This window comes from Kaistella gelatinilytica (assembly GCF_015679325.1).
GTDB classification, from domain to species: Bacteria; Bacteroidota; Bacteroidia; order Flavobacteriales; family Weeksellaceae; genus Kaistella; species Kaistella gelatinilytica.
In genome coordinates, this window is record NZ_JADPVI010000001.1 from 349,875 (window position 1) to 370,205 (window position 20,331).

Genomic DNA, 20,331 nt, shown 5'->3' on the forward strand with positions numbered 1-20,331 from the left:
CTCAGTAATGAGGGCTTTTTTCTTAAATTAGCATTTCTAAAAATTTCAATTATGATTTCAAAAAAATATCTGGAAACACTGCAGGGAGAACTTCAAAATATCAAAGATGAAGGGCTTTTCAAAACCGAAAGGATCATCACTTCTCAACAATCTGCAGAGATCGATGCGAATGGAAAAAAACTCCTCAATTTCTGTGCGAACAACTATTTGGGACTTTCTAATAATCCGGAAGTCATGAAAGCTTCTCAGGATATGGTCGAAAGTCACGGTTATGGTTTGTCATCCGTGCGTTTCATCTGCGGAACCCAGGATATTCACAAAGAGCTGGAAAGTAAACTGTCGAAGTACTTAGGAATGGAAGATACCATTTTGTATGCAGCGTGTTTTGATGCTAATGGCGGTGTTTTTGAACCTCTATTTACAGAAGAAGATGCCATTATTTCAGATTCTTTAAATCATGCTTCTATTATTGATGGCGTTCGTTTGTGTAAAGCAGCAAGATATCGGTACCAAAATAATGATATGGCGGATCTTGAAGCGCAATTAATCGCAGCTTCCGAAAAAAACCACCGATTTAGAATTATTGTCACCGACGGAGTTTTCTCTATGGATGGAATTGTTGCTAACTTAAAAGGAATTTGCGACTTGGCCGATAAATACGACTGCATGGTGATGGTTGATGATTGTCACGCTACAGGATTTATTGGTAAAACCGGTCGCGGAACGCATGAAGCGAATGACGTCATGGGAAGAGTAGATCTAATCACTTCAACCCTGGGAAAAGCTTTGGGCGGCGCTCTTGGTGGTTTTACGTCGGGTAAAAAAGAAATCATCGATATGTTGAGACAGCGTTCCAGACCGTATCTATTCTCAAATTCTTTACCTCCAGGAATTGTTGGTGCTGCGTTGAAAGTTTTAGAAATGATCTCAGACGATACGACTCTTCGCGATCAGGTGATGGAAAACGCAGATTATTTCAGAAAAGGAATGAAAGCCAAAGGTTTTGATGTTCCTGATGGAGATGCGGCAATCGTTCCTGTGATGTTATATGATGCACCTCTAGCTCAAAAAATGGCCGAACATTTAATGGATGAAGGTATTTATGTCATCGGATTTTTCTTTCCCGTTGTGGCAAAAGGAAAAGCCCGAATCAGAGTGCAACTTTCTGCCTCTCATACCAGAGAACATTTAGACAGAGCCATTGCAGCTTTTGAAAAAGTAGGAAAAGATCTGGGAGTAATTTCTTAGTTCTAATTTTAAATAAATCAAGCCTTTCCGCCTACCAGAGGTTGAAAGGTTTTTTTTAGTAGAGAATTTCGCCGCGAATCGAGTCATTTTAATAATAAATTTCTCTTCATAACTTTATAAAAAAATAGGTATGTTCGCAATTCATTAATTTTATTTGAATGTTCAGCAAACAGGAAGCACAACAATACAGACAGGAGTTTTGGATCGCTTTTGGGAAAAGTTTCCCGCGAAAGTGGATTCTTTATAATACAAAAATTAAAGATTTCTCCTTTAAATTTAATGCAGATCAGAAAAAAGCGGAGGTTTCTTTAGATATAGAAATGAGTGATGAACTCTTTCGGAATGCCTACTTTGAAAAAATGTGGTCCTTGGAATCTATTCTGGAAGAAGAAGTTGGTGCGGTTCAAAAAGATGAATTTTATATTTTAGAAAACGGAAAAGTAATCTCCCGTTTCTGGATCACCAAAGAAAATGTTTCGATCTATAATAAAAATACGTGGCAAGAAATCTTCGAGTTTTTTGTAGAGAAAATGGACGCCTTTGAAAGAGTCTTCTACGAATATGAGGATTTTATCAAGGATGTTTAAAGTCATTCTCTTTCGGAATTTTAACCAAAAAAAAACCTTCAAGATTTTTACTTGAAGGTTTTCTGTTTATCCAAACTTCCTTTTTCGCCACCAATAGAAAAATCCTCCTAAAAGTGCAATAACTGCTAGTGGAAATAACAAATTGATCCATTGCCAGTATGTTTTTTCTTCGTCGATTCTTTGTCTGTCGAGTAATCTTGCTTCAATATTTCGGTTTCTTAGTTCCATTAAATTAGAATCATCCAATAGAAAATCCAGAGAATTTCTTAAAAATTGCTCGTTTCCGTACGTTTGTTTTGTCAGCAGATCTTCACCGAGCGGAAGCGCTTTTCCTTTATATATTTGATTTCTGCCCACATCACCATCTGCAATCACGATCATTTTATTGTCTTTACTTTGCGCTTTAAAATTTGGATAGGAATTTCTTTCACTTCTGGTTGCGTAAGCAGAACTAAACTTCCCCTCTAAACTGACAGCGAAAATTTTCGGCGCTGTAGGTTTATCAAATTCACTCAAGGAATCTGTTCGCACAATTTCTGCCAGAGAAACATAATTCGGAACCTGTTTGATACTCGTTCGTTCACTGGATTCAAAAAGAACATTAGTTTTAATGTTTTTCCTTCCTAAAGTATCAATAGAAGTTGGAAATTCAAATTTAACTGGATTAATATTTTTGGTAATAGGATTTTTATTTTCTGCGATTCCCAATGGAAAGTAAGGCCATAGAAAGCTGCTGAATTGAGGATTTCCCGCGACCTCTCCCGAAACAATTCTGATCAGTGCAGATTTTTTCATGTCTTTCACCAAACCTGGATTAATTCTAATTCCATAATTGAAGAAGAAATCGGTCAAGTTGATATCCATCGGATAAGCCATGATTTTTTTAGACTGAAAAAGCGTGTCCATTTCAGCATTTACCGCATCGATCATCCACAAAGTTTTTCCGCCGTTCATGATGTATTGATCTAAGATCAACTTTTCGTTTTCGGTAAAAGCTTTACGGGGTTTTGCAATAACGATTGCGTCCATATTTTTCAGTTTTGGCGCGTCAGCTAAAGAAAGTTCTTTCTGGTTTGCTGGAATAATGGGACCTGCGTTATAATTTTGCAGCGCCATATCCATAAAACCTTTAAATTGTGTCGGTCCTAATTCATCTTGATTAATGAGGATTCCCACGTTTTTTTTGCGATCTTCAGTGAGTAATTTAATGTTGGAAGCAAAATTATATTCCAGATTTTCGATGGATCGATTAAGCTGTTCAGACGCGTCAATTCCGCTTTGATTGATGATTAAAGGAATAGGAAAACTGTTAGAACTGTATTTTAATATCGCATAAGGAAACATCACGATCTCAGAAATTTTTCCGTCTTTCATATCCGGAAGAATCGAGGGTTGCAATCCCAACGCAGCCAAAGTTTCTTTGGACATTTTGCTTTTGATAGGATCGATAAATTTAAAATCGATCTTCGGATTTACCTTGCGAAATTCCTCTAACATAAATCGAGTTTCATTTTGCAATTGGCGGAAACTTGCGGGAAAATCACCTTCCAGATAAACATCGACTGTTAAAGGTTTATCTACGGATTCTAAAATTTTTAAAGTTGATGGTGAAAGCGTATATCTTTTTTCCTGCGTAAGATCGAAGCGCTTCGAAAAAATTCCGAAAACACCGAGTAGGAAGAAAATTCCAAAAATAATATAAATGATCTGTTTTTTGTTCATTTGATGAAATCTAATAAGCTGTTATTTTTTCTTTTCTACGAAAATTTTAGCCAGAAAAAGGCAAATCCCAATAACTAAAAGGAAATAGAAGACATCTTTGGTATCGATCAATCCTCGTGTAAATGCTATGAAATGCTGGTAAAATCCGAGATTGCCCAGAATATAATCGGCGCCACCCAGTAACTTGTAACTCGCTAATTGTTCAATTCCGAAATAGAAAATGAAACACAGGAAAACGCCAAGCAAATAGGCCATGATCTGATTCTGAGAAAGTGAAGAGGCTAAAATTCCGACTGAAGAAAAAGCAGCAATCAAAAGAATCAAGCCAAAATAACTGCCCAAAGTTGCGCCCAGATCGATATTTCCTTCCGGAACGCCTAAAATATAAATCGTGTAAAGATAAATGAAGGAAGGGATGATGCACAAAATTCCCACAAGCCAAACGGAAAGAAATTTACCGCCAATAATTTCAGAAATTTTCACTGGTTGAGAAAAAAGCCAGTTCAAAGTTCCCGATTGCTCTTCTTCCGCTAACGATTTCATAGAAACTGCCGGAATGATCAACATTAAAAACCAAGGTGCCAAAACGAAATAGCTTTGCAAACTCGACGTTCCGATATCGAAAATATTGGAATCATTTTCAAAGAAAAATAGAAATAAAGACCCAATTAAACTAAATGCCGCGATAATTAGCCATGCGCTCCAGTTTCCGAAAAAGGTCCAAAGTTCTTTTTTAAATATTGCGATCATATTCTGGGTTCAAGTTACGAGATTTGTGTTGTGAGGTTTGTAATCATCATTTATTAACCATTACTAATTGTTAATTAATTCTTCTTATTTTTATTCACAAGTTTCACCGTTGCCATAATAAGTCCTACCAAAACGATAAAGCCTACGATTAATTGCCACCAGTATTCAATCACCATCGATTTTAAAATCACCGTGAAGACAACTAAAAATAATATAAAAGTCGCAATTTCATTTGCCTGACGAAGTTTGATGTTTTCAATGGGCAGAATATTTCCCTCCAGATTTTTGATCTGTAGAACTTTTTTCCAGCACCAGTAGTGATAAGCTGCAAGTCCGATCAGGAAAGTGAGTTTTAAATGAAACCACGGCGTTCTCATTAATCCGAAATTTAGAAAGATCATGGTCAGACCAGTGACCAGCATTATGATTCCGGCCGGAACGGTAATAATATTCCATAATCTTCTCGTCATAAAAACATATTGTTCCCGAAGAATTTTTCTTTTCGTTTCCTCAAATTCATCGGTGTCCTTGTAATAGACGAACAGCCGAACAAGGTAAAAAATCCCTGCAAAATAACTGACCATAAAGATAATATGAACGGCTTTGAGAATGGTATAAAGCATCTGAAAAATTTAACGACAAAGATAAAAATTTAACCTTTACAAAGGGAGATTGTTTAGCTTCTGTTCGCTCATTTTTTTGAATTTTGTCTTTTGTTGGCATTATCAGTTTTTTTTACTTATTTTGTAAACTAATAAAATTTAGTTTAATGATTATGAAAAGAATTTTCCAATTATGTTTCACATTGGCATTTTTCGCTCTCGGATTTTCGCAGAGTTTAAGGCTGGTTGCTGAAAAAGTGAGCAAGTCTCACGCTGCAAATAAAACGTTTGCAAAGTATAATTTCTTCACTGTAGATCCTTCTACAGAGAAACAGCGTATTTATGATGCCGCTGCGGAAGGAATTACCGTAATGAAATTGAATACGAGTGAAATTCAGAGAATTACCACTGAAAGACCGGAAGCTTTAGAAATGAATTTTCCATTTGAAGGAAAAACGATTACGCTGGAACTGATCAAAAATAATTTTTTCACCCAAGACTTCAAGGTGAACACTGATAAAGGCTATGTTAATTATACTCCAGGAGTTTATTACCAGGGAATTGTAAAAGGGGATGATGAATCGATCGTAGCGATCAGTTTTTTCAAAGATGACGTTGTTGGTGTAACTTCAATTAAAGACATTGGTAATATTGTTATTGGTAAAGCGAAAAATTCTCAGGATTTCGTTTCTTATAATGACGTAAATCTAAAAGGAGTAAATCCTTTTTCTTGTGGTAGCGATGAATTGTTGGAAAATCAAAATACTGCGATCCCTTCCTACAATCCAAAAACCATGACTGCGAAGAAAACCGATAATTGCGTAAGAATTTATTACGAAGCCGGTTACGGTCCTTATACTCAAAATGGTTCTAACGTTACTACGACAACTAATTGGGTATCTGCAATGCATAATAATATTTCTACGCTTTATGCTAATGACGGCATTACAGTTGCGTTGAGTGAAGTTTTTGTCTGGACAACCAATGATCCGTTTTCGGGAACGCCTTCTGAGATCTTAAATCAGTTCAGAACGACGCGAACTTCCTTTAATGGTGATGTAGCTCAGCTTTTAAGAAATCCTGCAACAACAAGTATCGCCTATGTTAATTCATTGTGTACTACTTCTAAATATTCTTATTCGGGCGTAAATTTCGCTTATAGTAACGTACCCACCTATTCCTGGAATATTGAGGCGATGACTCACGAAATTGGTCATAATTTAGGATCTCCACATACACACGATTGTTTCTGGAACGGTGATAATACAAGGATCGACGGTTGCGGACCAGCTTCCGGGAATGCAGGAAATGGAACTTGTCCAGCAGGACCGTTACCAACTGGTGGTGGAACGATCATGAGTTACTGTCACCTGGTATCAAGTGTTGGAATTAATTTTACAAAAGGTTTTGGACCACAACCAGGCGCATTAATTAGAAATACCATAAACTCAAGAAGTTGTCTGGGAACAGACTGTATTACATCCTGTGTAGCAACAATTGCTGGTTTGTCTCTTACTAATCTTACGAAAACCTCTGTTACTGCGACGATCAACGACGCTAGCGGAACGAGTTGGAAATACAAACTTGCCAAAATGGACGGCACCATCATATCTTCAGGCACCACGACCAACAAAGTTATGAATTTTACAAATTTGATGGAGGGTAGTTATTACACCATCGCAGTTGGAGCTGATTGTTCTGCAGCTTTTGCTTACGAACAATTGATCTTTACTGATGCAGATTGGTGTGGTGGAGTATTGTTTACCGATTCTGGTGGTGTTAATGGGAATTATGGCGACAGTCAATCTTATTTTAAAACTATTTATCCAGTAAATGCTAATGATAAGGTTAAACTTACTTTTACTCAATTTGATATTGATGCAGGTGATTTTATGACCGTTTATGACGGACCGGGAATTGGATCCCCAAGATTTCCAAATGGAGCACAGTTAACTGGGAATACTATTCCGGGACCATTCCAGGCTACAACAGCAACAGGTGCGATCACTGTTAGATTTATTTCTAATTCAAGTGGTATAAAAGCCGGTTGGAAAGGTAGTGTTGAGTGTTTAACTTTAGCAACGGGAGAAACTTCACTTGCTAATGCTCTAAATATCTCAAGTACTGCGATAAAAGGTGTTTTTGCAATCACTTCTAAAGATAGGATCCTTTCTTACAAAGTATTTGATGCTTCAGGAAAATTGGTTAAGAATACTGGAAAACTAAACAGTTCAGAGGAAAAATTAGATATTTCGAATTATCCGGCTGGAACTTATGTTGTGAGTGTTTCTACTTCAACAGGAACGATCACTAAGAAGATCATCAGATAATCAAATCTTAATATATATAAATAGCCGGCTCTTATTGGAGCCGGCTATTTTTTTTCATAATTTATTCTTTTGAAATTATTGAAATTCGACGTAAATATTTTCGCCAACCTGAAGACCAAATAATGTTTTAGCACCATTGTGTTCGTTGCCTTTATAGATAGTGAGTTCCAGTAAACCGGCATCGTTAAAAATCGCCGCTGATTTGCCGTGATATTCATGTTCATTTTTCCAGTCGTTTACAAAGTCGGTATATTGATTGTAAATTTTCGAAAGCGCCAAATTTCTAAATTTAATGATGAAGTTTTCCAGGGCAATGTTATTCTTTTCAAAAAATTTTCTGCTGATATTGGAAACCACATTTCCAAAATTATCGATGTACATGATTTCCCCAATGATCATCTTTTCACTTTCATTATAAACAGGTCGCGGAAACGAAAGTTGTCTCGGTGTTTTAAATTTTCTGCCAATCACTTCCGGTAAACCACCATTGTGAAGATGAACTGCAACAGGCGCAAAAATGTCGGTAGAAGTGAAACTTACTTCATCATCAAACCGATTGTTTAAAGTGATTTCGTATACTGCTTCAGGTTTGATATCATAAAAGATCAAACTGAGAAGACCATTGTCTGCGGCAATAAAATAATGTCCGTCGTTTTGGTAAAGAATGCATTTTCGGTCTTTGGTGAAAAAACTGTCTACCGAAATAATATGAACCGTTCCTTTTGGAAAAAAGGAATAAGAATTTCTTACGATATATGCCGTCTGAAGTAAATTATAAGCCTGAATCTGATGAGAAATATCGATGATTTTCACGTCTTCATTTAAGCTTAAAATTTTGCCTTTCACAGAGGCGACTCTGTGATCTACCAACCCGTAATCTGATGTAAAAGTGATAACTGCCATGAAAAAATTTAGAGAATTACAAATTTAGCTTAAAAAAAATGTTTCGAGCCCCATTGTGGAAAAGTAAAACCTTATATTTCAAATAAAATTGATACATTTAATAAAAATATTAACCCAAATAGACTGTGAATGTTTGAATTGAATTATGACCTGAAAGACATCGATCCAAAAATATTTTATGGAGTCAATAATCAATATTTTAATCTTCTGAAATCACTCTTTCCAACTTTGAAGATCACTGGAAGAGACCATGTTGTTTTCGCTCATGGAAATCAGGAAACGCTTGATTTTTTCGAAAAGAAGTTAGATGATATCTTAAGTTTTATCTCCACCAATAATTCTATCACCTTAAAAGATTTCGAAAGTATTCTGAAAATTAAAAACGACTCTGAAAAACAGCTCGTTTTTGATCAGGATATAATTGTAAAAGGGGTTCATGGAAAAGTCATCAAAGCCAAGACCACAAACCTGAAAAAATTGGTAAAAGCGACCGATACCAAAGACATGGTTTTTGCGATTGGACCAGCTGGAACGGGTAAAACTTATACCAGTGTGGCTTTAGCAGTGAGATCCTTACGCGATAAAGAAGTAAAAAGAATTATCCTAACCAGACCGGCTGTGGAAGCAGGCGAAAGTTTAGGTTTTCTTCCAGGCGACCTCAAAGAGAAACTTGATCCTTACTTACAACCTTTATATGATGCACTTCGCGACATGATCCCTCACGAAAAATTAGAAGGTTTTATGGAGAAAAATGTAATCGAAGTGGCGCCACTTGCTTTTATGAGAGGTAGAACGCTCGATGAAGCGTTCGTGATCTTGGATGAAGCACAAAATACAACTCATGCGCAAATGAAGATGTTTCTCACCAGAATGGGAATGAATGCGAAATTCATTATCACCGGAGATCCAAGTCAAGTTGATTTACCGATGAGACAAAAATCTGGTTTACAGGAAGCCATGAGGATTTTAAAAGATGTGGATGAGATCGGTTTCGTATTCTTGACGGAGGAAGATGTAGTGCGGCATCCTATTGTAAGAAAAATCATTCAGTCTTATAGTAAAGAAGAACAAAGAGTGCGGGAAGAGTAAATTTTTAAGAAATAAGATAACAGTACTATAAATTAAATATTTTATAAAATTTATCTTAAAATTGTTAAATATTTGTTAATTAATAAAATTAGTTTATATTTGCTCAACTAATTTTTAAAATAAAATCATGAAAAAAGTATTTTTAGTTGGTGCTATCGCACTTTTCGGAGCAATGAATGCTCAAACATTTGGATTAAAAGCAGGTATGAATGTTTCATCTGTCTCTGAAAGTGGTACAAAATCTAAAGTAGGATTCTACGGAGGCGTTTTAATGAATGCACCTATCGCAAGCAGCTTTAGCATTCAGCCAGAGGTCCTTTACAGTGGAAAAGGTTTTAAAGTAGATTCAGGAATTGGTGATGTAACAGGAAATTTAGATTATATTTCTATCCCTGTTATGATTCAGTATAATGTAGTTCCTCAATTTTATTTAGAAGCTGGACCAGAATTTAGTTTTTTGATCAGTGCTAATGCAAAAGGTGGTGGTGCTAGTGTAGATGTAAAAGATTCTTTCAACGGTTTTGACGTAGGAGTTGGTTTAGGTGCTGGCTATTATTTCATTCCAAGTGTTGGTATTAACGCGAGATATGTTGCAGGATTTACTGATATTGTAAAAAATAACCCTGGAAGTTCTGTTAAGAATGGAGTATTCCAAGTTGGTTTGACTTATAAATTTATGAAATAGTCATAAATAAAATATATATAATCCCGCTTTTAGCGGGATTTTTTGTTTTACATGATCTGTTATTTTGAATGTTAATTTTTTATAAATGTATTTTGGCATAAATTATGTTAACGTTAAAGAAAATAAATATTATGAAAAAATTATTATTAGCAGGTGCTGTTGCATTTTTCGGAATCACAGCTAACGCACAATTGCAAAAAGGAAATATAATGGTAGGTGGTGAATTAGCTGCAGCCAACTTCGGACTGAACGAAGGTGCAGGTTACAATTTCGCAATTACCCCACAAGCAGCATTTTTTGTGCAGGATAACTGGGCAGTTGGACCATACGTACGCCTCGGATTTTCTGGAGCTAAAAATTCGCCAACTCTATTCAATTATGGAGTAGGAGCTTTATCCAGATATTATTTCTCTCCTGGAGAGCAAGGTGTAGACAGTTTGTTGAAGCACGGTAGATTCTTCCTTGAAGGAAATGCTGGAATTGGCGGTACTACGATCTCTGATGGTGGAGATTCTGCAAACGGTTTAGATTTAGGAGTAGGACCTGGCTATACTTATTTTATCACTAAGAACGTAGGATTAGATGCATCTGTTAAATTAAACGGAAATTTGGGTTTTGGTAACAGAGGTACCACTTCATCAATCGATTTCAGATTGGGAATGAACATTTTCTTACCATCAAGAATGGCGATGAAGAATATCAAATCTGAATAGTAGATTTATATAAATTATAAAATTAAAAGGCTGTGTCACCAAGTGTGATACAGCCTTTTAATTTAGAGAGAGGTCTGATTAAGCCTATTTTTTTATGATATAAATCATTTTTTTTTAGTTGAAATTTAAGATTACTTTTGCCACTTAAATTTTTAAACTATGAAAAAAATATTGCTTGTAGGTGCGGTTGCACTTTTCGCATCAGTAAACGCTCAGGAAACTGAAACAGTAGGTTTTAACAAAGGTAACACTTTCATGACCGGAGCTGTAGGATACAGTTCTCAAAAAGAGGGTGACTTCAAAAATGACAGTTTTACAGTTGCTCCGAGCGTAGGTTACTTTGTAACTTCCAACGTAGCAGTAGGAGCTAGATTGGAGTATATGAATGCTACTGCAACTACTAAAGTTCTTGATAAAGAATTTAAAAATACATCAGATGTGTTTACAGCTGGACTTTTTGGTAGATATTACTGGATGCCTGCTTCAAGATTCTCTATTTTTAGTGAATTAAATGTTAATTACGCTACTGCTAAAACAACAGTAAATAACGGAATTGGTGGTACCGTTGATAGTAAAGCAAATGGCTTTGGTTTCGGTATTGCTCCGGGTGTTAATTATTTCCTTTCGAAAAATTTCGCTTTAGAAGCTTCTGTTGGAATTTTAAACTACTCTTCTGTAAAACCAGATGCTGATGGTGCTGAGTCTACTGAAAACTTCAATATTGGATTAAATTTAAGAGATATTTCTCTAGGTTTGGTTTACAAGTTTTAATAAGACACAATCAACAAAATATAAAATCCCGATTCTTATGAATCGGGATTTTTGTTATCTGGTAATTTTTAGATTTTATTTTCCAAATAAATTTCCGCCTCCCATTCCTGGTACCTTCGGCATTCCTTTACTCATCATTTCCATCATTTGTTTTCCTTGTGGTCCCTGCATCATCTTCATCATTTTACCCATTTGCTCGAACTGTTTCATCAAAGCATTAAGATCTTCAATTTTTCTACCGGCACCTTTTGCAATTCTGTTTTTTCGTTGCGTATTAATTAAAGAAGGTCGTCTTCTTTCTTCCGGCGTCATTGAGTGAATCATCGCTTCAATATGTTTGAACGCATCATCTTGAATATCGACATCTTTAATGGCTTTTCCAACTCCTGGAATCATTCCCATCAAATCTTTCATATTACCCATTTTTTTGATCTGATTGATCTGTTTTAAGAAATCATCAAAACCAAATTCATTTTTGGCAATTTTCTTATGAAGTTTTTTTGCTTCTTCTTCATCAAACTGTTCCTGAGCTCTTTCAACCAAAGAAACAACATCACCCATTCCAAGAATACGATCTGCCATTCTTTCCGGATAGAAAACATCGAGTGCTTCCATTTTTTCTCCCGTCGAAATAAACTTAATTGGTTTTTCCACCACAGAACGAATCGTTAAAGCCGCTCCACCTCGAGTATCACCATCTAATTTCGTAAGGACAACACCATCAAAATTCAAAGCATCATTAAAGGCTTTTGCAGTATTCACCGCATCTTGTCCGGTCATGGAATCTACGACGAACAAAGTCTCATTCGGCTTAATGAAATAATGAACTGATTTAATTTCGTTCATCATTTGCTCATCGATCGCCAAACGTCCCGCTGTATCCACGATCACAACATCGTGACCATTCGCTTTTGCAAATTTAACTGCATTTTCTGCAATTGAAGATGGGTTTACGGCGCCTTCTTCTGTATAAACAGGAATTCCAACTTGTTCTCCTAATATTTTTAACTGTTCAATTGCCGCCGGACGATAAACGTCACACGCAACCAAAAGTGGTTTTTTATTTTTCTTCTGCTTTAAAAAATTTGCCAGTTTACCAGAAAAAGTAGTTTTACCAGAACCTTGAAGTCCGGCAATTAGAATAACGCTTGGTTTGCCGGAAAGATCAATTCCTTCTTGCGTTCCACCCATTAAATCAACGAGTTCTGTGTGAACGATCTTCGTCATCAATTGTCCCGGACTTAAACTCGTTAAAACATTTTGTCCTAAAGCTTTATCCTGAACTCTTTTGGTTAGATCTTTCGCAACTTTATAATTCACATCGGCATCTACCAACGCACGGCGAATTTCTTTAACCGTTTCTGCAACGTTGATTTCTGAGATTTTCCCACGCCCCGAAATATTATGAAGCGCTTTATCTAATTTATCCTGTAAACTGTTGAACATTGTATTTTATTTAAGAATTGCAAAAATAGGGAAATATTTGCGGATTTGAAATTGAAATTATTTAACCTGACATTTTATTGATGATTTCACGTAGAGACGCGATTTATCGCGTGTCAATAAAAAAAAGAATTCGATTAGAATCAAAAATATTAATTAATATAAACAAAGAAGTTCAGAGTATCTACGATCTATTTAAAACAAAATCGTTAAATTTAATTGATAATATTTTCGTTTACAAAATGCAAGATAAATTCCAAAATATGTACAATAGAAATTCCGCAAGACTGCAGTCATGGGATTACTCTTCTGATGGAATTTACTTTATCACAATTTGCACTAAAAATAGAATCAATCATTTCGGGAATATTATTAATGGTGAAATGGAATTGACAGAAGAAGGTAAAATTGTGTATAAAAATTGGCAATCAGTTCCGGAAAATTTTGATTTTGCGGAGATAGGAAAATTTATTGTAATGCCAAATCACTTTCATGCTATTTTATCAATTACAAAAAATACCAAAATTCATAATACAATCAGTGAGATTTTAGGAGAAGGGATTTTAAATAGTACAGGAGGAGGATTTGCTGGTGAGAAAAATCCGATGTTAAATGATAATGTTTCAAAGATTGTGAGATGGTTCAAAGGCAAATGTACTTTCGAAATTAGGAAAGAAAATGAAGATTTTTCTTGGCAAGCCAGATTCTATGATCATATTATTAGAGACGAACTTTCATTACGAAATATTGAAAATTATATCATTAATAATCCTGCAAATTGGGGAAAAGATATCTTAAAATAACTAATGTTTTCATTTACCGTTTTTATCGACTGTAATTGACACGCGATAAATCGCGTCTCTACGAAATGTCATCACGAAATTTTCCCTATTTTTGCAAAAACAAATTAATGGCCAACGAGAATCCTTCCAATCAGGAATTTAACGAAGAAGACCAGAAGAATTATAATAAAAATGGTCTTCGGCAATACGGTGTTTATTCCGCTATTGTTTTTCAAATGTTGGCAACGATGGGATTGGCATTTTGGGGTGGAAATAAACTGAATGAATATTTAGAACTTCCAAACAAACTTTTAACGGTCGCAATCGGCTTTCTCGGAATGGGTCTCGCATTCTACAATCTTTTAAATCAATTAAAAAAAGTCCAGAATAATGAAAATAAAAAATAACACTTTATATATCGTTCTCTATTTTGTGATGTTTTTCGTCCATTTTGCAATTTGGCAAATTTTGAATATCGGTTTCGAAACTACTTTTGTTAAATATTATCTTTTTCTGACTTTGCTTTTCGTCATGGTTTTGACAATTCTTTCGATTATTAAGAAAATTTATCCGACATATATCGGTTTTGCTTTCATGGGATTGGTCATGTTTAAGATTATGATTATGTTTTTGACAATGAAAAAGCTCAATTTAAGTGAAGTTCCAAATTATAAAATTCATTTTATAATTCCTTATTTAATTTCTTTGTTGCTCGAAACCCTTTATGCGGTGAAGTTGATCAACAAAGATGAAGTTACTGTTGAGGCAAAAGATGAATAAAATCAGTAAAAAATGATTTTTATATTATGAATATTTGTCCTATTTTTGCAAAACTTTAAAATAAGATATAGCAATGCTGAAAAGAGTAGTACTTATAATTGGTTTTTTATCGACATTTTCAACATCGTTCGCACAGCACGAAACTGCAGTTGTTTCTAATAACGAACCGGTTGGTGTAACGGCCGCTTCAAACGAAGTTGCAGCGCCGCTTTCTGAAGCTGAGAAAACTAAATCTGAAAATAAAACCTACATTGATCATCACTTGTTAGATGCGCATAGTTTCGATATTATGGTTTCTAAAAATGCTGATGGTACAGAAAATCACATTGGCTTTCCTTTGCCGGTTATTTTTTACGACAGCGCAAACGGAATTCACGCTTTTATGAGTTCAAAATTTCACCACGGTGAACAAGTTGTAGAAAGTAAAGGAGGTCATTACGCTCTTTCTCACGAGAAAATTTATAAAACAGATGCGAACGGAACCTTAAATCCTGATGAAGAAGGTCACTCAACAAATGAAAAAGTTTTAGATCTTTCAATCACTAAAAGTGTATTAATGATTTTGATTACTTCATTGATGTTAATTTTAATCTTCATTTCGATCGCAAGAAGTTATAAGAAATCTTTAGTTCCGTCTGGAGCTGCTAAAATATTAGAGCCGGTTATTTTGTTTATCAGAGACGATATTGCAAAACCAAACATCGGTGCGAACTACAAAAAATACATGGGTTATTTATTAACCATCTTTTTCTTTATCCTTTTCCTAAACATTTTTGGATTAATGCCTTTCGGGATTAATGTTACTGGGAATATCGCGATTACTTTCGCTTTAGCTCTATTAACATTCCTGATCACACAATTTACAGCGAACAAAAATTACTGGCAACACATTTTCTGGATGCCGGGATTGCCTTGGCCAATGAAAATAGTGATGATGCCGATTGAGATCATTGGATTGTTTATAAAGCCTTTCTCCCTGCTTATTCGTCTTTTTGCGAATATGTCTGCAGGTCACATTATCGTGATGAGTTTGATCGCTTTGATTTATTATTTCCAAAACGTAATTGCAGGAATTGCTTTTCCTTTCTTGACATTCGTTATTTATTTGCTGGAAGTTTTGGTAGCGTTTTTACAGGCGTATATCTTCACCATGCTTTCTGCAGTATATTTCGGTATGGCAAACGAAGAGCACGGTCATGAAGGGGAAGAAGGAATGGCTCATTAATAAAAGAAACTAATTTTTTAAAATTTATATTATGGCAGACGTTGCAACAGCAGGAATGGTAATCCCAAAAATTATTGGGGCAGGTTTAGTAGTAATCGGAACAGGTATCGGTATCGGAAAAATCGGTGCTGCTGCTTTGGAAGGAATGGCTAGACAACCAGAGCAAGCTGGTAAACTTCAAACAGCGATGTTGATCGCTGCAGCTCTTGTAGAAGGAGTTGCTTTTGCTGCATTATTCGCAGTAAACTAAGAAGTTTCTACACAATTTATCACTTGCCGGGAACGGTTGGTTACGGCAGGTGATTTTTTAAAAAATTAAAAGAATTAATTACACTATTTTATTATAACTCATATGGGATTATTAGAAAATTTTTCATCAGGTTTATTTATCATTCAATCGATAATTTTCATCATCTTACTTTTGGTTTTAAGAAAGTTTGCCTGGAAACCGATCATGGATGCTGTAAATGAAAGAGAAGTGACCATCGTAGATTCTTTGAACCAAGCTAAATTGGCAAAACAGGAAGTTTTAAATTTAAAGGCTGAAAACGAAGTAATTATCCGTGAAGCGAAAGTGGAGCGTGATAACATTTTAAAAGAAGCCAGAGAAATCAAAGACAGAATTGTTGGTGAAGCAAAAAGTTTGGCGCAAACAGAAGGCGATAAAATGATTGAGCAAGCGAGACAGTCTATTCAGGCTGAGAAAGCTTCTGCAATGTCAGATATCAAAAACCAGATCAGTACTTTATCTGTAAACATCGCAGAAACAATTTTGAAACAAAAATTGGATAACGATGGTGCTCAGAATGCTTTGGTAGAAAATATGCTTAACAAATCTAACCTGAACTAAAATGCTTACAAGTAAAGTAGCAAAAAGATACGCACAAGGTTTGCTTAATTTCACGCAGGAATCTGGAAGCACTGCTTCTGTTTTCTCTGAAATGGGCGATGTTGTGAAAACCATCAGTAATTCTAAAGAACTGCAGAATTTCTTCGGTTCGCCAATTATCGATGTAAAGAAAAAAATTAGTATTGCCTCTGAAATTTTTAAAAGCTTTTCTCCAGTTTCCATAAATATGATCACCATGGTCATTAAACACGGAAGAGAAAGTCAAATGCAGAATATTGCTCAGGAATTTGTGAATAAAGTAGAAGATCTTAATGGAGTTCAAAGAATTACTTTGACTGCTGCAACTTCACTTTCTCAGGAAAATATCCAGAATATTTTAAAATCTTCAGCTTTGGTGAATCACGACAATAAATTTGACGTGAAGACCATCATTAATCCTAATATTTTAGGAGGTTATATTTTGAGAGTGGGTGATCAGCAGATTGATGCTTCGGTAAAATCGAAATTGACACAGCTTCAAAAAGAATTTCAATTAAATTAAGACAAAAACAACCATAAAATGGCAGAAATAAATCCGGCAGAAGTATCTGCAATTCTTAAACAACAGTTAGCAAACTTTGATACACAGGCAAATGTGGAAGAAGTTGGAACTGTATTGACCATCGGTGATGGTATCGCTTTAGTATACGGTTTAGAAAATGTTCAGTACGGAGAATTGGTAAAATTCCAAAGTGGTATTGAAGGGATCGTACTAAATCTTGCAGAAGATAACGTAGGTGTTGCACTTCTTGGTGAATCTAAATTGGTAAGAGAAGGTGATACCGTTAACAGAACCAAAAGAATTTCTTCTATTAAAGTAGGAGAAGGTATGTTGGGAAGAGTAGTTGATACTCTTGGTAACCCGATCGATGGAAAGGGCCCAATTGCTGGTGTTACTTATGAATTGCCTTTGGAAAGAAAAGCTCCGGGAGTAATTTTCCGTCAACCGGTAACTGAACCATTACAAACTGGTATTGTTGCGATCGACTCTATGATCCCTGTAGGAAGAGGTCAGAGAGAATTGATTATTGGTGACCGTCAAACTGGTAAAACTACCGTTGCGATTGACACGATCATCAACCAAAGAGAATTTTATGATGCAGGTGAACCTGTATTCTGTATATATGTTGCGATTGGACAAAAAGGTTCAACCGTAGCACAAATTGTTAAAACATTAGAAGACAGAGGTGCGATGGCTTATACAGTAATTGTAGCAGCAAACGCATCAGATCCAACTCCAATGCAGGTTTACGCGCCAATGGCAGGAGCTGCGATCGGTGAGTTCTTCCGCGATACTGGTAGACCAGCTTTAATTATTTATGATGATTTATCAAAACAAGCGGTAGCTTATCGTGAGCTTTCTTTATTATTAAGAAGACCACCGGGTCGTGAAGCTTATCCAGGAGACGTTTTCTACCTTCACTCCAGATTATTGGAGAGAGCTGCAAAAGTGATCAAAGATGATACAATTGCATCTCAGATGAATGATTTACCAGAAACTTTGAGACCAATTGTAAAAGGGGGTGGTTCTTTAACTGCACTTCCTATTATTGAAACTCAAGCAGGTGACGTTTCTGCATACATCCCAACGAACGTAATTTCAATTACAGACGGTCAGATTTTCCTGGAAACAGATTTGTTTAACTCAGGAGTTCGTCCAGCGATCAACGTAGGTATTTCTGTATCTCGTGTTGGAGGAAATGCTCAGATCAAATCAATGAAAAAAGTTTCCGGAACTTTGAAATTAGATCAGGCACAGTACAAAGAATTAGAAGCATTTGCTAAATTCGGTTCTGACCTTGATGCTTCTACACAAGCAGTTATTTCTAAAGGAGAAAGAAACGTAGAGATCTTGAAACAACCTGTAAATTCACCACTTCCAGTTGATGCGCAAGTTGCGATGATCTATTCCGGAACTGAAAATCTTTTGAAAAATGTTCCTATCAACAAAGTGAAAGAATTCCAGATAGAATATGTTGCATTTTTGAGATCAAAACACCCTGAAACAATGGCAGCCATTAAAACAGGTAAAATTGATAACGACATTACAGGAGTTCTAAAACAGGCGGCAGCAGAATTAGCTTCCAAATACAACTAAAAAATATTCAAACTTCAGTATTCAAAATCTTGGTTTTGAATACTGAATTTTTTAAACTTTGAATTCAAAGAATGGCAAATTTAAAGGAAATACGGGCAAGAATTACTTCGATCTCTTCCACAATGCAAATTACGAGTGCTATGAAAATGGTTTCAGCAGCGAAACTAAAGAAAGCAACCGATGCAATTGTGATGTTGAGACCTTACTCTGAAAAACTGCAGGAAATTATTGAAAATGTAAGTTCCACTACAGATCTGGAAGGCGTTTCGATGTACACTGCGGAAAGAGAAGTAAAGACGGTTCTTTATATTGTAGTGACTTCTAACAAAGGTCTTGCCGGTGCATTTAACTCTTCAGTAATCAAAGAATTAAATACATCGATCAGCAATACCAAACATGAAGTTGAAATTCTTTCTGTGGGTAAAAAAGTATATGACGCGGTGAGAAGAAGCCGAAAAGTATATGATAACCAAAGCGCAATTTTTGATTCGATGAGTTTTCAGGGCGTTTCCAATTTCGTGGAAAATGTGATGAATGATTATAAAGAAGGAAAATTTGATAAAGTTTTTGTGATCTATAATAAATTCATTAATGCTGCGACTCAGGAAGTGCATTCTGAGCAGGTTTTACCTATTGCAATGGCCGAAAAGAAAGACGCTGTAAATACAGATTATATTTTCGAACCAAATGCGGCAGAAATTTTGAATGTTTTAATGCCTAAATCTATTAAAACTCAAGTTTACAAAGCGATCTTAGATTCAGTAGCATCAGAGCACGGAGCGAGAATGACGGCAATGCACAAAGCGACCGACAACGCTGAAGCACTAAGAAATGAGTTGAAAATATTTTATAACAAAGCTCGTCAAGCTGCAATTACCAATGAGATCCTGGAGATTGTTGGTGGAGCGGAAGCTTTGAAGAATTCTTAAGCGATAAATTTTTAATCGATATAAAAGACTGTGAATTTTCACAGTCTTTTTTTTGTGCAAATTTGGGTTATTCCACCTTTTCAAATTGGGTTATTACACTCTATATCATAGCTAAGACATATTCTACTTTTACGCTCTAAAAACAATAAATCTGGGTTTAGATAAAGGTAAAATGTTCCAAAATAGAAGCCTTTGGAGAAAAAAAATATTTAGAAATATATAACATTTCAGAACGATGCAAATGAATATTAAATCTTCTTTTTTCTTAAACTACTATAACTACGATCACCAATTAAATTAATAAAGATGAAGAAAAAATTGCAACTAATGATTTTGTTGCTTTTGTGCTTTGGGATTTGTCCTGCACAACAGGCAACTGATGCTTCTGGTGGAAATGCCACCGGAACAAATGGAAATGTAAGCTACTCCTACGGTCAGGTATTTAATGAAAGTACTTCAGGAAGTGGTGGTTCAGTAAGTCAGGGGGTCCAACAACCTTTTGAAATCGCAACACTGGGAACTGAGAATTTTGCCGGAATTACGCTACAAGCGATAATTTATCCCAACCCAACCGCGGCAGATATTACCTTGAAAATGGAAAATTATTCTTTAAAAAATATTACTGTAATTCTCTATGATGCTCAGGGACGACTGCTTCTTAAACAAAATATTACCCAAACTGAAACTAAAATTATGATGGGAAAATTCCCTAGTTCAACTTACATTCTCCAAGTTCTTGATAATCAGAAAGCAATTAAATCTTTTAAAATAATAAAAAATTAACA

Annotated in this window: 22 protein-coding genes; 17 read left to right on the top strand and 5 right to left on the bottom strand. The window is 35.5% G+C overall.

The window, feature by feature from the left end:
• Positions 1 to 51 precede the first annotated feature (51 nt).
• Both kbl and IV494_RS01465 read left to right on the top strand, forming a co-directional pair.
• Positions 52 to 1,248, top strand: coding sequence for a glycine C-acetyltransferase (gene kbl / locus IV494_RS01460; RefSeq protein ID WP_196078398.1), 1,197 nt, complete (start codon positions 52 to 54; stop codon positions 1,246 to 1,248).
• Positions 1,249 to 1,406: 158 nt separating this feature from the next.
• Positions 1,407 to 1,835, top strand: a complete 429-nt coding sequence (locus IV494_RS01465; RefSeq protein WP_196078399.1) for a DUF4268 domain-containing protein — start codon at positions 1,407 to 1,409, stop codon at positions 1,833 to 1,835.
• A gap of 66 nt (positions 1,836 to 1,901) precedes the next feature.
• On the opposite strand, the gene gldG is transcribed toward IV494_RS01465, so the two are convergent.
• The 3 genes from gldG to IV494_RS01480 all read right to left on the bottom strand — a co-directional run bounded on the left by gldG (position 1,902) and on the right by IV494_RS01480 (position 4,930).
• Positions 1,902 to 3,557, bottom strand: coding sequence for a gliding motility-associated ABC transporter substrate-binding protein GldG (gene gldG, locus IV494_RS01470; protein ID WP_196078400.1), 1,656 nt, complete (start codon positions 3,555 to 3,557; stop codon positions 1,902 to 1,904).
• Positions 3,558 to 3,578: 21 nt separating this feature from the next.
• A complete protein-coding gene (locus tag IV494_RS01475) occupies positions 3,579 to 4,307 on the bottom strand; it encodes an ABC transporter permease subunit (protein ID WP_196078401.1) in 729 nt (242 codons plus the stop codon).
• Positions 4,308 to 4,381: 74 nt separating this feature from the next.
• Complete coding sequence (locus IV494_RS01480) at positions 4,382 to 4,930, bottom strand: CopD family protein (RefSeq protein WP_196078402.1); 549 nt, start codon at positions 4,928 to 4,930, stop codon at positions 4,382 to 4,384.
• 152 nt (positions 4,931 to 5,082) lie between these two features.
• Between IV494_RS01480 and IV494_RS01485 the strand changes: the two genes are divergently transcribed.
• Positions 5,083 to 7,239: a M12 family metallo-peptidase gene (locus IV494_RS01485; RefSeq protein WP_230379807.1), complete on the top strand. Its 2,157-nt coding sequence runs from the start codon at positions 5,083 to 5,085 to the stop codon at positions 7,237 to 7,239.
• A 75-nt stretch (positions 7,240 to 7,314) separates the two neighbouring features.
• On the opposite strand, the gene IV494_RS01490 is transcribed toward IV494_RS01485, so the two are convergent.
• Positions 7,315 to 8,142 (bottom strand): SAM hydrolase/SAM-dependent halogenase family protein, encoded by an 828-nt coding sequence (locus IV494_RS01490; RefSeq protein WP_196078403.1) that lies wholly within the window; start codon positions 8,140 to 8,142, stop codon positions 7,315 to 7,317.
• Positions 8,143 to 8,271: 129 nt separating this feature from the next.
• Here IV494_RS01490 and IV494_RS01495 point away from each other — a divergent pair, with 129 nt between their 5' ends.
• From IV494_RS01495 to IV494_RS01510, 4 genes are all read left to right on the top strand, one after another.
• Positions 8,272 to 9,231 carry a PhoH family protein gene (locus tag IV494_RS01495; protein WP_196078404.1) on the top strand — a complete coding sequence of 320 codons (960 nt, stop codon included), beginning with the start codon at positions 8,272 to 8,274 and terminating at the stop codon, positions 9,229 to 9,231.
• Positions 9,232 to 9,358: 127 nt separating this feature from the next.
• Entirely contained in the window at positions 9,359 to 9,916 is a 558-nt protein-coding gene (locus IV494_RS01500) for a porin family protein (RefSeq protein ID WP_196078405.1), read from the top strand.
• Between the two features lie 131 nt (positions 9,917 to 10,047).
• Positions 10,048 to 10,629 carry a hypothetical protein gene (locus IV494_RS01505; protein WP_196078406.1) on the top strand — a complete coding sequence of 194 codons (582 nt, stop codon included), beginning with the start codon at positions 10,048 to 10,050 and terminating at the stop codon, positions 10,627 to 10,629.
• Positions 10,630 to 10,788: 159 nt separating this feature from the next.
• Positions 10,789 to 11,400, top strand: coding sequence for an outer membrane beta-barrel protein (locus IV494_RS01510; protein WP_196078407.1), 612 nt, complete (start codon positions 10,789 to 10,791; stop codon positions 11,398 to 11,400).
• Positions 11,401 to 11,475: 75 nt separating this feature from the next.
• Here the strand turns inward: IV494_RS01510 and ffh are convergent, their stop codons facing one another.
• Entirely contained in the window at positions 11,476 to 12,846 is a 1,371-nt protein-coding gene (gene ffh / locus IV494_RS01515; RefSeq protein ID WP_196078408.1) for a signal recognition particle protein, read from the bottom strand.
• A 239-nt stretch (positions 12,847 to 13,085) separates the two neighbouring features.
• On the opposite strand from ffh, the gene IV494_RS01520 reads away from it, so the two are divergent.
• The 10 genes from IV494_RS01520 (at position 13,086) to IV494_RS01565 (ending at position 20,329) form a co-directional block, all read left to right on the top strand.
• Positions 13,086 to 13,646: a transposase gene (locus IV494_RS01520; protein ID WP_196078409.1), complete on the top strand. Its 561-nt coding sequence runs from the start codon at positions 13,086 to 13,088 to the stop codon at positions 13,644 to 13,646.
• Between the two features lie 107 nt (positions 13,647 to 13,753).
• The gene (locus tag IV494_RS01525) at positions 13,754 to 14,032 is read left to right on the top strand and encodes an AtpZ/AtpI family protein (RefSeq protein WP_196078410.1); all 279 of its coding nucleotides are present in this window, start codon (positions 13,754 to 13,756) and stop codon (positions 14,030 to 14,032) included.
• Entirely contained in the window at positions 14,016 to 14,405 is a 390-nt protein-coding gene (locus IV494_RS01530) for a hypothetical protein (protein ID WP_196078411.1), read from the top strand. The genes IV494_RS01525 and IV494_RS01530 overlap by 17 nt, the downstream gene beginning before the upstream one ends.
• 73 nt (positions 14,406 to 14,478) lie before the next feature.
• A complete protein-coding gene (gene atpB, locus IV494_RS01535; protein ID WP_196078412.1) occupies positions 14,479 to 15,630 on the top strand; it encodes a F0F1 ATP synthase subunit A in 1,152 nt (383 codons plus the stop codon).
• Between the two features lie 55 nt (positions 15,631 to 15,685).
• Positions 15,686 to 15,880: an ATP synthase F0 subunit C gene (atpE, locus tag IV494_RS01540; RefSeq protein WP_039348418.1), complete on the top strand. Its 195-nt coding sequence runs from the start codon at positions 15,686 to 15,688 to the stop codon at positions 15,878 to 15,880.
• Positions 15,881 to 15,982: 102 nt separating this feature from the next.
• On the top strand, positions 15,983 to 16,480 hold the full coding sequence (atpF, locus tag IV494_RS01545; protein WP_039348210.1) for a F0F1 ATP synthase subunit B: 498 nt from the start codon (positions 15,983 to 15,985) through the stop codon (positions 16,478 to 16,480).
• Position 16,481: 1 nt separating this feature from the next.
• The gene (atpH, locus tag IV494_RS01550) at positions 16,482 to 17,021 is read left to right on the top strand and encodes an ATP synthase F1 subunit delta (protein ID WP_196078413.1); all 540 of its coding nucleotides are present in this window, start codon (positions 16,482 to 16,484) and stop codon (positions 17,019 to 17,021) included.
• 18 nt (positions 17,022 to 17,039) lie between these two features.
• Positions 17,040 to 18,617, top strand: coding sequence for a F0F1 ATP synthase subunit alpha (gene atpA, locus IV494_RS01555; protein WP_196078414.1), 1,578 nt, complete (start codon positions 17,040 to 17,042; stop codon positions 18,615 to 18,617).
• A 71-nt stretch (positions 18,618 to 18,688) separates the two neighbouring features.
• Positions 18,689 to 19,546 carry an ATP synthase F1 subunit gamma gene (gene atpG / locus IV494_RS01560; RefSeq protein ID WP_196078415.1) on the top strand — a complete coding sequence of 286 codons (858 nt, stop codon included), beginning with the start codon at positions 18,689 to 18,691 and terminating at the stop codon, positions 19,544 to 19,546.
• Positions 19,547 to 19,852: 306 nt separating this feature from the next.
• On the top strand, positions 19,853 to 20,329 hold the full coding sequence (locus IV494_RS01565) for a T9SS type A sorting domain-containing protein (RefSeq protein WP_196078416.1): 477 nt from the start codon (positions 19,853 to 19,855) through the stop codon (positions 20,327 to 20,329).
• Positions 20,330 to 20,331: the final 2 nt, after the last annotated feature.